The 13,257-nt window shown below is 70.0% G+C and carries 12 protein-coding genes; 10 read left to right on the top strand and 2 right to left on the bottom strand.

The window, feature by feature from the left end; translation table 11 throughout:
• Window positions 1-91: 91 nt before the first annotated feature.
• Entirely contained in the window at window positions 92-1,771 is a 1,680-nt protein-coding gene (hutU, locus tag ACFOW8_RS27595; protein WP_378554476.1) for a urocanate hydratase, read from the bottom strand.
• A 137-nt stretch (window positions 1,772-1,908) separates the two neighbouring features.
• Between hutU and hutC the strand changes: the two genes are divergently transcribed.
• On the top strand, window positions 1,909-2,688 hold the full coding sequence (hutC, locus tag ACFOW8_RS27590; RefSeq protein WP_378554700.1) for a histidine utilization repressor: 780 nt from the start codon (window positions 1,909-1,911) through the stop codon (window positions 2,686-2,688).
• A gap of 265 nt (window positions 2,689-2,953) precedes the next feature.
• The gene (locus tag ACFOW8_RS27585) at window positions 2,954-3,562 is read left to right on the top strand and encodes a hypothetical protein (protein ID WP_378554475.1); all 609 of its coding nucleotides are present in this window, start codon (window positions 2,954-2,956) and stop codon (window positions 3,560-3,562) included.
• A 4-nt stretch (window positions 3,563-3,566) separates the two neighbouring features.
• Here ACFOW8_RS27585 and ACFOW8_RS27580 read toward each other — a convergent pair whose 3' ends face one another.
• Window positions 3,567-4,058 (bottom strand): HIT family protein, encoded by a 492-nt coding sequence (locus ACFOW8_RS27580; protein ID WP_378554473.1) that lies wholly within the window; start codon window positions 4,056-4,058, stop codon window positions 3,567-3,569.
• A 662-nt stretch (window positions 4,059-4,720) separates the two neighbouring features.
• On the opposite strand from ACFOW8_RS27580, the gene ACFOW8_RS27575 reads away from it, so the two are divergent.
• The 8 genes from ACFOW8_RS27575 (at window position 4,721) to fni (ending at window position 13,257) form a co-directional block, all read left to right on the top strand.
• Entirely contained in the window at window positions 4,721-5,803 is a 1,083-nt protein-coding gene (locus tag ACFOW8_RS27575; protein WP_378554472.1) for a polyprenyl synthetase family protein, read from the top strand.
• Window positions 5,800-7,074: a hypothetical protein gene (locus ACFOW8_RS27570; protein WP_378554470.1), complete on the top strand. Its 1,275-nt coding sequence runs from the start codon at window positions 5,800-5,802 to the stop codon at window positions 7,072-7,074. The genes ACFOW8_RS27575 and ACFOW8_RS27570 overlap by 4 nt, the downstream gene beginning before the upstream one ends.
• 58 nt (window positions 7,075-7,132) lie before the next feature.
• On the top strand, window positions 7,133-8,125 hold the full coding sequence (locus ACFOW8_RS27565) for a fatty acid desaturase (RefSeq protein ID WP_378554469.1): 993 nt from the start codon (window positions 7,133-7,135) through the stop codon (window positions 8,123-8,125).
• Window positions 8,116-8,919: a methyltransferase family protein gene (locus tag ACFOW8_RS27560; protein ID WP_378554468.1), complete on the top strand. Its 804-nt coding sequence runs from the start codon at window positions 8,116-8,118 to the stop codon at window positions 8,917-8,919. Before ACFOW8_RS27565 ends, ACFOW8_RS27560 begins: the two co-directional genes overlap by 10 nt.
• A 75-nt stretch (window positions 8,920-8,994) precedes the next feature.
• Window positions 8,995-10,023: a mevalonate kinase gene (gene mvk, locus ACFOW8_RS27555; protein WP_378554467.1), complete on the top strand. Its 1,029-nt coding sequence runs from the start codon at window positions 8,995-8,997 to the stop codon at window positions 10,021-10,023.
• Window positions 10,020-11,054, top strand: a complete 1,035-nt coding sequence (gene mvaD / locus ACFOW8_RS27550) for a diphosphomevalonate decarboxylase (RefSeq protein WP_378554466.1) — start codon at window positions 10,020-10,022, stop codon at window positions 11,052-11,054. Before mvk ends, mvaD begins: the two co-directional genes overlap by 4 nt.
• Window positions 11,051-12,163, top strand: coding sequence for a phosphomevalonate kinase (locus tag ACFOW8_RS27545; RefSeq protein WP_378554465.1), 1,113 nt, complete (start codon window positions 11,051-11,053; stop codon window positions 12,161-12,163). The genes mvaD and ACFOW8_RS27545 overlap by 4 nt, the downstream gene beginning before the upstream one ends.
• A complete protein-coding gene (gene fni, locus ACFOW8_RS27540; RefSeq protein WP_378554464.1) occupies window positions 12,160-13,257 on the top strand; it encodes a type 2 isopentenyl-diphosphate Delta-isomerase in 1,098 nt (365 codons plus the stop codon). Before ACFOW8_RS27545 ends, fni begins: the two co-directional genes overlap by 4 nt.

The raw sequence follows: 13,257 nt of genomic DNA, 5'->3' as shown, positions 1-13,257 counted from the left end.
CGCGGACCGAGGATCCTGCCGGTCAGGTCCCAGTAGCGCCGCACCCGGTGATCGGTCTCGCCCGCGCCGGGAAGGGCGCGGGCGGCGGGGATCAGCTCTCCTGCATGGGGATTCGAACCCCGCGGGTGCGGGCGATCTCGGCGGCGTGCTCGTAGCCGGCGTCGACGTGGCGGATGACGCCCATGCCGGGGTCGTTGGTGAGCACCCGTGCCAGCTTCTCGGCGGCGAGGGGAGTACCGTCGGCGATGCAGACCTGGCCCGCGTGGATGGATCGACCCATGCCGACGCCGCCGCCGTGGTGGATCGAGACCCACGAGGCACCGGAGGCGGTGTTGAGCAGGGCGTTGAGCAACGGCCAGTCGGCGACGGCGTCGGAACCGTCGGCCATGGCCTCGGTTTCGCGGTAGGGGGAGGCCACCGAACCGGAGTCGAGGTGGTCGCGGCCGATGGCCAGCGGGGCGGACAGCTCGCCCGAGGCGACCATCTCGTTGAACTTCAGGCCGGCGCGGTGCCGTTCGCCGTAGCCGAGCCAGCAGATTCGCGCCGGCAGGCCCTCGAACTGCACCTTCTCCCCGGCCATCGTCAGCCAGCGCTTCAGATGGTCGTTGTCGGGGAACAGCTCCATGATGGCGCGGTCGGTGGCGGCGATATCGCGCGGATCCCCGGACAGCGCCGCCCAGCGGAACGGGCCGAGCCCCTCCTCGAACAACGGCCGGATATAGGCGGGAACGAAGCCGGGGAACGCGAACGCCCGGTCGTAACCGCCCTTGCGGGCCTCGTCGCGAATCGAATTCCCGTAGTCGAACACTTCGGCGCCGGCATCGAGGAACCCGACCATCGCCTCGACATGCTTGGCCATCGACGCCTGTGCCTCGGCGGTGAACCAGACCGGATCCTTCTCCGCCAGGGTGTGCCAGTCCTCTAGTGCCACCCCGATCGGCAGGTAGGACAGCGGATCGTGGGCCGAGGTCTGGTCGGTGACGATGTCGATCGGCGCCCGCATCGCCAGCAGCGCGGGGAACACCTCGGCGGCATTGCCGACGAGACCGATCGACAGTGCCCTGCGCTCGTCGCGCGCCGCGATCGCCAGATCCAGCGCCTGTCGCAGGGATTCGGCCTTGGTGTCGAGGTAGCCGTGCGCGATGCGCCGTTCGATGCGGGCCGGATCGCAGTCGACACACAACGCGACGCCCCCGTTCATGGTGACGGCCAGTGGCTGCGCGCCGCCCATGCCGCCGACGCCCGCGGTGAGGGTGATCGTCCCGGCCAGCGTGCCACCGAACCGCTTGCGCGCCACCGCGCCGAACGTCTCGTAGGTGCCCTGCAGGATGCCCTGGCTGCCGATGTAGATCCAGGAGCCCGCGGTCATCTGGCCGTACATCATCAGGCCGAGCTGTTCCAGTTTGCGGAACTCGTCCCAGTTCGCCCAGTCGCCGACCAGGTTGGAGTTGGCGAGCAGCACGCGCGGCGCCCACTCGTTGGTGCGGAACACCCCGACCGGCTTGCCGGACTGTACCAGCAGCGTCTCGTCGCCGGCGAGGGTTTCCAGGGTGCGCACGATCGCGTCGAACGCCGCCCAGCTGCGGACCGCCCGGCCGGTGCCGCCGTAGACGACGAGATCGTCGGGACGCTCGGCGACCTCGGGGTCGAGGTTGTTCATCAGCATCCGCAGCGCGCCCTCCTGCTGCCAGCCGCGGGTGTGCAGCTCGGTGCCGCGCGGAGCGGACACGGGGCGTGGGCCCGTGATTGGGGGGACGGGTGCGTCGGTCATCGTTCACTCCTCGGAGGGCGTCTGTGTCCTGGGTCACCGATACCCGGATCAGTGGTATAGTCCTGTATATACAAGCAGATTGTCAAGCGCGGGGCTCCCGTCGGGGCAACGTATTCTCTGGGGAACTGAGGGAACGGATATCGGTGGTGGCGATCGAAGTGGTCGAGGCGGACCTGGCCGCGCAGTACGGCGAACTGGGGACCGAGTTCGCGGCGTACGAGCGGGTGAAGCAGCTGATCATGGCGCAGATCGCGGCGGGGCGCTGGGGCGAGGGCGCGCAGATCCCCTCGGAGAACCAGCTGGTCACCGCGCTCGGCCTGTCCCGCATGACGATCAACCGCGCGCTGCGCGACCTCACCGCCGACGGTGTGCTGAACCGGGTGATGGGGGTGGGCACCTTCGTCGCACCCGCCAAAGCCGCCTCGTCGCTGTTCGAGGTGCGCAACATCGCCGACGAGATCTCCCGGCGTGGGCATCGGCATCGCACCGAGGTGGTGTTCGTCCGCGCCGAGGAGGCCGATGCCCGGCATCCCGTGCTCGGAAATGCCATGAGCGGCAGGGTTTTCCACTCCTTGCTCGTGCATATCGAGGACGAGGTGCCGATCCAGGTGGAGGACCGTTACGTCGACCCGGTGCAGGCGCCGGAGTATCTGGCCCAGGATTTCGCCACTGTCACGCCCAACACCTATCTCAGCGAGGTGGCCCCACTGCTGCGTGGTGAGCATGTGGTGGAGGCGGTCCGCGCGACGCCGCAGGAGTGCGCGCTGTTGCGGATCGAACTCGACGAGCCGTGCTTGCTCATCCGGCGCCGGACCTGGTCTGCGGGTGGGCTGGTGAGCGCGGCACGCCTGGTTCATCCCGGGTCGCGGAACCGGCTGGAGGGAAGTTTCGGGCCGGTGTCGAACGTGGGGGAATAGCGGTTTCCATTCCGACCGGTACGCACACTCGCGAGGGCGAATTCTGCACGTTCACCGAATGCGATGAACTGTTATGCGAACGGGATATTCGAGCCGTCTGGCAAATTGTCGGCTAACTCACAAATGGTTTGCCACCTGCATAGATGCAGTTCACGGTGATTTGCGGCGGTATCGGGTTATCTCCTTTTCGTGACGAAAGACGTGGATTCGGTGTCGCTGGGTATACCTTGAGTAGCCCACGATCGCGGGTTTCTCGGGAGGTGCCATGCAAACCCATCGTCCGGCGTTCGGTGCCGGAATTCCCGTCGTCGAGCCGATGCCCGGCGCCGACGAGTACCGGCACCTGCGGATCGTGGCCCTGATCGATGAACCCGGCGCATGGCACGCGGCGACGGCCCGGCTGTTCGCCTGCGGCAGGCGGCGGTGGCGTGCGCGCACCGACGTGACCGGTCATCCCGGCCTGTACCGGTGGGCGCAGTACCGCGGCGCCGATCCCGAGATTCCCGAGCAGGTGTGCCTGCGCGCGATGTGTACGAGCATCGCCGCGGGCCGCGAGATCGCCGCACGCGATCCGCTGCACGATTTCGCCGCCGCGATCACCCTGCTGTCGGGGTGTCCGGCCGGGGCGGTCGCGCGGTCGGGGGCGATGACCGATCCAGTGGCCGTACGGTTCTCGGTGTACGGATTCCGCGACGACGACCTGCCGCTGGCCGAGGATCTGATCACCACGACGATCGATACCTGCGGTGCGGTGGTGGCCCGCCGCTGCGCGGTCGTGCGGCGCGCGCCGGTACCGGCGCAGGCGCGTCCGGCCGCTGATCGCGCCCAGCCGCGGCCGGACCTGCTGGTCCTCGGCGCCACCGCGGCGCGCTGAACGCTCAGCCCTCGGCCAGGATCTCGGTCAACGCCACGGTGAGGGCGGTGCGTAACTGGTCATGGCGCGCGGCCAGCGCGTATTCCGGTGCGTACCGGGTGGCACCGTAGAGGTGTACGGGGCCGACGCGCAGCTCGTCGGGCTCCCATCGGTACCGCGCGTGCACGTGGCCGTGCAGGTGTCCCCATGTGTTGCCGAGTACTTCGTAGTTGATCCGCAGGAACGCGGGATCAGCGGCGCGGCAGGCGCGTTCGACCGCCTCTCCGAGGATCACCAGATCCGCCATGAAGGCGATCCGTTCCGGCCGTGGCAGCTCGGTGAGCTGGTCGGCGGCACCGTCGTAGATGAGCACGCAGTAGCCGGGGAGCTGCTGGGTATCGCCGATGACCGCCCATCCGGTGGCCATCCGGCACAGGACGGTCGGGTTCGTGCCCGCCGCCGCGGTGCCTGCGCGGTCGGCTCGCCAATCGTCGGTCGCATCGTAGTCGATGGTCATCGGTGTCCGTTCGTTCGCCGGTGGGCAGGCCGCGATGCTACACGCCTGGTCGGCTCGCAGGTCGAGAATACGGTCGGCCGGGCTATGCCGATTTGCCATCGATTGGCTAATTGTCAAACGCGGGAACGTGCTTCGCTGACATGGCGGATCGGATTTGGGAAATCTGCCAAATCGGGCGGCGGGAATGTCGGAGATGTTCACCATGCGACCGGCTCGATTCGCGGAAGCCGGAGCGTGGGCATAGGCTCGCGACGAGCGCGGATCGGGCCGCGCCGTCGTCGAGGCGCGCGCACATCGAGGTGGGTCGCGCCGGGGTAGCCGTGATCGGCATGCAACGTGGATGCAACGCTCCCGCCGTACGATCACGAAAGGCAGTGGAGCACAACGGATGTGCCGTTTCCTGCGCAAACGTCAAGCGGCGTCTGCCGCGTCATGATCTGAAATCGGCCCCGGGTCGCGTCGGCGCCCTGTGAGATACGTGCACGAAACTTGAAATCTGTTGTACCGCTTGACAATTAATTGATCTGTCTACAAAACTACCCGTCGGTAGCCCGGCGATCGGGATCCTCGGATCCGACGGTGCGCGATGTGATCGCGCAGCGTGCTGATCTCGGGACACCGGAACCCGCTGTGCGCCAGTCGGGGTGATTCGCACTGCCACCGTGACCACACCTAAGGAGTTCAGCGCCATGGACAATCCCGCGCTATCTGCAGCGCACCACCAGGATGACCATCCCGCCGAGCGCCGGGGCGACCAGGTCGCGGTCATGCCGAGACCGGCCGCGGCGCCCGCCGAGCTACTCGGTCCGGTGACCGCTCGGCTCCGTGAAGTCCTGCTCACCGGCGGTGATTTCGACGAGATCTACCGGCACGTGCTGGCCGCGCCGGGCAAGCGGGTCAGGGCCAGGCTGGTGCTCTCCTGCGCCGGTCTGCTGCCCGAGGTGGCCGCGGCGCCGCCGTCGGCCGCGATCGACCTGGCCTGCGCGATGGAGATGCTGCACGAGTCCTCGCTGCTGCACGACGACATCTGCGACGGTTCGCTGCTGCGCCGTGGCGCGCCCTCGGTGCCCGCCGCCTTCGGCGTGCGCCTGGCGGCCAGGGCCGGTTTCCATCTGGCCGGCACCGCGATGGGCGTGGTGGCCCAGGTGCTGGCCGCGCATCCCGCGGTGTTCGCCGGGGTAGGTGACGCGCCCGGCGTCACCTACGCCGACCGGCTCTCGGACCTGTCGTTCGGCCAGCTCATCGAGACGATGCCGCCCGCCGTCGACGCGACCGCGCTGCGTCGCCACTACGAACTGGTGGCCGGCGCGAAGACCGGCACCCTGTTCCGGCTGTCCTGCTCCTACGGCGGCACCGCGGGCGGCGCCGATGCCGGGCAGCTGCGGGCCCTGATGGAGTACGCCGACCAGCTGGCTCTCGCCTTCCAGATCATGGACGACGTCCGCGATGTCGAGGGCGGTCCCGAACTGGGCAAGGATGCCGGCGGCGACCTGGAACGCCGCGTGCCGACCTGGCCGGTGATCGAATGGCTCGCGACCCGCCCCGGTGCCAGGGAGATGTGGCTGTCCGACGAGACACCCAGCGCGACGCTGCAGGCCGACCTGGTCGAGACCGGGGCGACCGCCGCGGCCCGTGACTTCGCCATCGGCGCCACCGAAAAGGCGAGCGCCGCACTGGATATCTTCCCGTCCTCGCCTGCCGCCGACGACCTCCGCGAACTTCTGCAGCAGGTGATCAACCGATGAGACGGACCAGAATCGGCGCGCTGGCCTACGGCCTGCGGCACCTGCGCCGCGCCCCCGACCTGACCGCGCTCGCCGCCGCGAAGACACCCGAGGAGCTGGCGCGGCTCGCGCTGATCCCGGCCGGGCGCAATCTCGGGATCTCGGTGAGTTTCCTGCCCGCGCACCTACGGGCCGAGGCCACCGCGGCACTGCTGGCCTGCCGGGTCCTCGACGCGTTCGAGGACCTCAGCGACCGTACGACGGCCGCCGCCGCGGTGCTCGCCGCCGCCGACTATCTCGACGGCACTTCCGACACCGCCCCGCCCGCGCTGCCCGGTGACACCGCCGACACCCGCGACAGCGAAGCAGTCGACCGGCTGCTGGCCGCGCGGATCGCCGACATCAGGGCCCTGGTGAACGCGCTCTCGCCTGCGGCGCGCGGGCGGGTCGGCGCGGTGATCTGCGATGTGGCCGGCGTGATGGCACACAATCTCGACTCGCCGCTGTCACGGGTGGCCTACAGCGAGGGTGTGCTCGGCCGGGTGACCCGCTACGCGTGCGAACTGGTCGCCGGCGATGTGCTCTCGGAGGCGGACCTGCGGGAACTCACCGGCTGTGTCGCGGTCATCGCGCAGTCCGCCAACGACCTGCGCGACGGCGAGTTCGAGATCTACGGGGTGGCCGACGCCGAGGAACTGAAGCGGCGGGTGATGCTGCAGCTGCTCGCCCCGGCGCTGGGCGGGTTCGCCCTGCTCGGCAGGCTCGGACCGGGCACCCCGAGCCTCGGTGCCCGCGCGGCCATGGCCTATATGACGATCACGACCTCGGCGTTCCTGTGCGCGGTCGTCGACGCGCCGGCGCCGTACCGGCGCAAGGTCGGTGCCGCCCTGCTGGCGGCGTCCTCCTCGAAGCACTGGACCAGGATGCTGGACCGGGTTCGCCGCAGCGCCGACCAGGCGATCCACCGGATGCTCGACGCCGCACCCGAAGCCGCCGCCGACGGCGGGCGCCGCACCACCGAGGTGCTCGGGGCGGGCGATCCGCGCACGATGCCCACTTCGCTGGTGCCGTTGATCGTCGACACCACCTTCACCCTCGTGCGGACCCTGCCGGAGGACAAGCTCACCGGCGAACTCCCCGACGCCGAGGTCCGCACCATGATGATCGCCGATCACCTGGCCTTCGGTGCCATGGAGCGGGTGTCGCCGCACGAACCTGAGGCGCTGGCCGCCCTCGCCACCAGACTCCAACTCGCCGCCCTAGACCCGAGCACCTCAGGGAGCCGCCCATGAGCATCCGCACCAGATCCTCGCTCATCGTTCTCGACACCTCTAGCGAAGGAGCTCTGCTATGAGCACCGGAACGCCCGTCGCACCGGAACAGGCGCCGTTCAGCAAGCGCGTGCTCAAGCTCGAGCACGCCTCCAACGTCGGTCCGCTGCTGCACATCGCGCTGTGGATCGGCATGCTCGCGCTCGGCCTTTTCGTGCCCGCCGCGACCAACTGGTACCTGGCGGTACCGCTGATCATCGTGCTGTCGCTGCTGAACCTCTCGCTGACCATCGGCGTGATGCACATGCACACCCACCGGCCGCTGTTCGTCTCGAAGTTCCCGAACCGGGTGGTCGACGTCTTGTGCTGCCTGCCGGGCAACCTCACGGCCGCGGAGATGCGCGAGGTGCACGTCCTCAATCATCACCGCTTCAACGACGGGCCGGGTGACGTCACCTCGACCACCGGCATGGAGAAGGGCCTCGGCGCCATCTGGTACTGGGTCCGCTACGGCGCCATCGTCAAGATCCACACGGTGCGTACCATTTTCGCGCCCGATCCGGCGCCGCGCCGCAAGCGCACCAGGCACCAGTTCATCCTGGACATGGCGCTGTACGCCGTGGTCATCGGCACGGTCTGGTATCTGGTCGACTTCGACCGGTTCGTGCTGTTCTACTGGGTGCCGTTCTTCATCACCCAGGTCAACGCGGGGTACTTCGCCTGGCTCAGCCACGCCCCGGCCAAGGAGTTCGAGGACGACCCGAGCACCTCGCTCAACAACGCGGGCAACGTGCTGAACTTCCTGATCTTCAACCAGGGCTACCACAGCGTGCACCACCGCTACCCGGGTATCCACTGGAGCCAGATCCCCGACAAGCTCGACTACATGCGTGACGTGAACCCCGGCGTCATCGTGCCCTACTGGATGGTGGCCCAGTCCGGTTGGCGGCTGTTCTGGCCGGGCGGCTTCCTCAACGAGCGCTACGGCACCAAGTGGAAGGCCCGGCTGGAGCAGCGGCTCGAAGCCGGGACCGTGCGGTCGCGGTACCTGCCGTGGTTCGCATGGATCTGATCACGCCCACCCAGGCACGGGAGGTCCTGACGAGCCGTTCGCGGCTCGCCGGGTTCCTGTTCGCCTTCGCCGTCTACGGCGTCGCGGGGATCACCGTGCCGCTGATGCTGCTGTTCGCCGGCGGTTGGTTCCTGCCGAAGACGATCGACAAGGGTCCGCACCTGTCGACCGTCCCGGCCCTGGCCATCGATGTGGCGCTGCTGGCGCTGTTCGGGCTGCAGCATTCGGGTATGGCCAGGCCCGCGTTCAAGGCCTTCGTCACCCGCTGGGTGCCGGAGGCGCTGGAACGCACGGTCTACATCGTGATGGTGTGCCTGGTCATGTGGGTGATCATGCTGGCCTGGCAGCCGATCCCGATCGAGCTGTGGTCGGCCGACGGCACCGCGGGGCTGGTCCTCGACGCCGGGTTCTGGGTGGGCTTCGTGCTGGTGTACGCGGCGACGCTGCTGCTCAACCACTTCCACCTGCTCGGCATCAGCCAGGCCTACCGCGAGTACGTACTCCAGGTGCCCGACGCCACCGTCGACCGGCTGCAGGTACACGGCGTGTACCGCTTCGTGCGGCATCCGCTGATGACCGGTCTGCTGGTGTCGTTCTGGTTCGCCAGCACGTTCACCGTGGGTCATCTGGTGTGGGCGCTCGGTCTGACCGGCTACATCCTGCTCGGCACCTATCTCGAGGAACGTGATCTGATCGCGCGCTTCGGCGCGTCCTACCGCGCCTACGCCGCGCAGGTCCCCGCGTTCTTCCCGTCCGTGCTCCGCAGCTTCGGCCGATCGAATCGGCAACCGTAAGCTTGTGCCGCCCAGCGTGCTCCGGTGCCGGAGCACGCTGGGCGGACACTGCCCTGGTTCGGGAGAGGAATCGACGTGAACGGTCAGCCCGTTCGAGATCGCCGCGCCACCGTGCCGGATCCGGCCGTCGGCGTGGGACATTCGCATGCCAAGGCGATCCTGCTCGGTGAGCACACCGTGGTGCACGGCACCCCGGCGGTCGCGTTTCCGTTGCCCGCCTTGCCCGTTCGCGCGATCGCCCGCCGTGGTCTCCACGATACGGACTTCGGCCCCGGCGCCGCGGGCCATTTCCGGTTTTCGGTCGGAGCGGTCGGCGCCGACGGGACCGAGTCGGGGCCGCGGGTGGCGGTCGAGGAGGCACTGCGGCGTTGGGGGCTCGGCGGCGAACCCGTCGAGGTGCGCATCGACTGCGATATCCCGCTGGCGCGCGGGCTCGGCTCCAGTGCCGCGTGCGCGGGTGCCGCGGTGCGGGCCGTCGCCGACCTGTACGGGCGGATCGTCGATCCCGGCAGCCTGTACGAGCTGGTGCAGTGCGGTGAGCAGGTCGCCCACGGCCGCGCCAGTGGGATCGACGCCGGCGCGGTGCTGGCGAGCGGACCGATCCTGTTCGAGCGGGGTATCGCCCGGCCGATCGCGTTCGCGGTCGACGCCGACCTCGTGCTCGCCGACACCGGGGTACCCGGCTCCACCCAGCAGGCGGTCGCCGGAGTGCGGCGCAGACTCGCGCGCGATCCGCGCGCCGCGCGCGGGCAGCTCGACCGAGCCGATGCGCTGATCACGTCCGCCGCCGCCGATCTCGCCGCGGGACGGACGGCGGCGCTGGGCGCGGCGATGCTCGAATTCCAGGGGCTGCTAGCCGAACTCGGCGTCAGCACCCCGCAGATCGATGAGCTCGTGCGCGCCGCGCTCGACGCCGGCGCGTTCGGCGCCAAACTCACCGGCGCCGGACTCGGTGGCTGCGTGCTCGCGCTCGCCGCCACCGGCACCGCGCCCGCGGTGCGTGACGCCCTGCGCCGCGCCGGTGCCGTGCGGACCTGGACGGTCACCGCGCAGAGCCTGCGCTCGTCCCCGACCCCGATACCGGAACGCGAGATCACGTCATGACATCCACTTCCGCGGCCCCGGCCGTGTCCGTGCGACCGGGGGAGCGAGCCGTCGCCGTCGCCCACCCCAACATCGCCCTGGTCAAATATTGGGGCAAGCGCGACGAGACCCTGTTCCTGCCGGTCACCGGCAGTCTGTCGATGACGCTCGACGTGTTCCCGACGACCACGGCGGTCCGGCTGATCGACGGCCCCGCCGACACCGTCCTGTTCAACGACCGCCCCGCCACCGGCGCCGCGCTGACCAAGATCGAGAAGTTCCTCGACCTGGTCCGTGCGCACGCGGGCCGCACCGACCGGGCCGAAGTCGTGACCGCCAACGCGGGTCCGACCGGAGCGGGCCTGGCGTCCTCGGCCAGTGGGTTCGCCGCACTGGCCGCTGCCGCTGCCGCCGCCTATGGGCTCGACCTGGACGGGCGCGCGTTGTCGCGGCTGGCACGGCGCGGCTCCGGTTCGGCGTCGCGCTCGATCTTCGGCGGCTTCGTCGTGTGGCACGCGGGCGAGGGCGACGGGGCGGCGGGCGACCTCAGCTCCTACGCCGAGCCGATCGGCGGCGGCGACCTGGATCCGGCGCTGGTGGTCGCGGTCGTCGCCGCGGGGGAGAAGGCGGTGTCGAGCCGGGAGGCGATGCGCCGCACCATCGAGACCTCCCCGTTCTATCGCCCGTGGGCCGAGTCGTCGGTGACCGATCTGGCCGAGATGCGCAAAGCCGTCGCCCGCCGCGACCTTCCCGCGATCGGGGAGATCGCCGAACGCAACGCGCTCGGCATGCACGCGACCATGCTCACCGCCCGCCCCGGCATCCGCTACCTGTCCCCGCATTCGCTGGCCGTGCTGGACGCGGTGCTCGCCCTGCGCGCCGACGGCGTTCCCGCCTACGCCACCATCGACGCCGGGCCCAACGTCAAGGTGCTGTGCACCCGGGCCGACGCGGCCCTGGTCGCCGACACCATCGACGGGCTCGGCGATTTCGTCACCACCCGCACGGCGCACATCGGCCCCGGCGTCACAGTGACGGGCGGTACCCGATGATCAGTTGCCGCGCACCGGGCAAGCTCTTCATCGCGGGGGAGTACGCGGTCGTCGCACCCGGCCACCTCGCGGTGCTCGCCGCGGTCGACCGGTACGCGACCGCCACCGTGACCGAGGCGCCGGGCCCCGGCATCACCCTGCGCACCGACCTGCACGGCGGTCTGACACTGACCTGTACCCGAATCGGGGACCGCTTGTCACCGGCGACCGGCGACCGTGATCCCGGCGCAGCCGTGCCCGCGGCTTTCTCCTATGTGTTCGCCGTGGCCTCGGTCCTCGACCGGCTGTGTCGCGAGCGGGGGATCGCTGTGCGCCCCTACTTTCTCGATGTCACCGCCGACCTCGGTGACGCCGACGGCCGCAAGTACGGACTCGGTTCCAGCGCGGCCGTCACCGTGGCGGCCGTCGCCGCGCTCGGCCGGTTCCACGGGCTCGCGCTCACCACGATGGACCGGTACCGGCTGGCCATGCTGGCGACGATCCAGGTCAATCCGCGTGCCTCCGGTGGCGATGTGGCCGCGAGCACCTGGGGCGGCTGGCTGGTCTACGGATCGCCCGATCGTGGCGCCGTCGCCGCGGTGGTCGAAGCCGGTGGCCTCGAGGCCGCGTTGCGCGCGCCATGGCCGGGCCTGGCGGTACGACCGCTGCCCGCGCCGGACGCGATCGCCCTGCATGTCGGCTGGACCGGCGAACCCGCCTCCACCCCGGCGCTGGTCGCCGGACTCGGCGCGAAAAGCGCTGCTGACCATGATCGTTCGGTGTTCCGCACCGAAAGCGATGCCTGTGTCGGCAGGCTGGGCGCGGCCATCGCGGCCGACGACGCCGTCGCGGCGAGTGCCGAGATCGACCGCGCGCGTGTCCTGCTGCAAACCCTCGATGACGCCGAAGGGCTCGGAATCATGACCCCGCGCCTGCGCGCCCTCTGCGCGGCGGGCGCGGCTGTTGGCGCCGCCGCCAAACCGTCGGGCGCCGGCGGTGGCGACTGCGGCATCGCCCTGCTCGACCGCACCCACACCGCCGCGGGCACCGCACTCACCGACCACTGGGTGGCGGCGGGTATCCGGCCGCTCCCGTTGCGGGTCCACCCGGCCGAAGGAGGCATCGCATGATCGCCGACCGCAAGGACGACCACGTCCGCCACGCGGTGGACCAGCGCCGCGCCGACACCGGCGGCAACGACTTCGACTGCGTCACCTTCGTCCATCACGCCCTGGCAGGCATCGACAGTGCGGACGTGTCGCTGGCAATCGACTTCGCGGGAAAGCCTTGGGACAGCCCGCTGTTCGTCAACGCGATGACCGGTGGCAGCGCCAAAACCGGCGAGATCAACCGGAAACTGGCGATCGCCGCCCGCGAAACCGGGGTGCCGATCGCCACCGGGTCGATGAGCGCCTACTTCCGCGATCCCGCTGTCGCCGACACCTACCGGGTGCTGCGCCAGGAGAACCCGCACGGGGTCGTCCTGGCCAATGTCAACGCGAACGCCACGGTGGAGCAGGCGCTGCGCGCCATCGAGCTGCTGGAGGCCGATGCGCTGCAGATCCACCTCAACTCCGTCCAGGAGGCGGTGATGCCGGAGGGCGACCGCTCCTTCGGGTCGTGGCCGCGCCAGATCGAGCACCTCGTCGCCGGAGTTCCGATCCCGGTGATCGTCAAGGAGGTAGGTTTCGGCCTGAGCCGTCAGACCGTTACCTGGCTGCGCGATGCCGGTGTCGCGGTCGCCGACGTCGGCGGACGCGGCGGCACCAACTTCGCCAGGATCGAGAACTCCCGTCGCCCGGCAGGCGATTTCGCGTTCATCGAGAGCTGGGGTCAGTCCACCCCGAACTGTCTGCTCGACTGCGCCGGTATCGACGGCATCGACATCGCGGCCACCGGCGGCATCCGCTCACCGCTCGACATCGCCAGGGCGCTCGCGCTCGGCGCCACGGCCACCGGCGTCGCCGGTGCGTTCCTCGACACCGTCGTCCGCCACGACACCGACGCGCTGATCGGCCAGATCCGTACCTGGCACGACCAGCTGCGCCAGATCCTGACCGTGCTCGGCGCCCGCACCCCGGCCGAGCTGGCCGGCTGCGATCTGCTGATCACCGGCGACGTCGCGACCTTCTGCGCCCTGCGCGGCATCGACGTGGCGTCCCTAGCGCACCGGAGCCCCTGGTGGCGCGAATCGAGAGACCGAGGAGGAGTCATCGGTGAATGA

This window comes from Nocardia rhizosphaerae (assembly GCF_042650365.1).
In the GTDB taxonomy this organism is placed as follows: Bacteria; Actinomycetota; Actinomycetes; order Mycobacteriales; family Mycobacteriaceae; genus Nocardia; species Nocardia rhizosphaerae.
The sequence above is the reverse complement of the archived record's forward strand: the minus strand, read 5'-3'. Positions and strand labels throughout refer to the sequence as shown.

Bases quoted from the DNA above. Each gene is read 5' to 3' on its own strand.
- ACFOW8_RS27565 (WP_378554469.1), top strand. From the start codon at position 7,133: ATGAGCACCGGAACGCCCGTCGCACCGGAACAGGCGCCGTTCAGCAAG.
- hutU (WP_378554476.1), bottom strand. From the start codon at position 1,771: ATGACCGACGCACCCGTCCCCCCAATCACGGGCCCACGCCCCGTGTCC.
- ACFOW8_RS27580 (WP_378554473.1), bottom strand. From the start codon at position 4,058: ATGACCATCGACTACGATGCGACCGACGATTGGCGAGCCGACCGCGCA.
- fni (WP_378554464.1), top strand. From the start codon at position 12,160: ATGATCGCCGACCGCAAGGACGACCACGTCCGCCACGCGGTGGACCAG.
- ACFOW8_RS27545 (WP_378554465.1), top strand. From the start codon at position 11,051: ATGATCAGTTGCCGCGCACCGGGCAAGCTCTTCATCGCGGGGGAGTAC.
- ACFOW8_RS27585 (WP_378554475.1), top strand. From the start codon at position 2,954: ATGCAAACCCATCGTCCGGCGTTCGGTGCCGGAATTCCCGTCGTCGAG.
- ACFOW8_RS27560 (WP_378554468.1), top strand. From the start codon at position 8,116: ATGGATCTGATCACGCCCACCCAGGCACGGGAGGTCCTGACGAGCCGT.
- mvaD (WP_378554466.1), top strand. From the start codon at position 10,020: ATGACATCCACTTCCGCGGCCCCGGCCGTGTCCGTGCGACCGGGGGAG.
- ACFOW8_RS27570 (WP_378554470.1), top strand. From the start codon at position 5,800: ATGAGACGGACCAGAATCGGCGCGCTGGCCTACGGCCTGCGGCACCTG.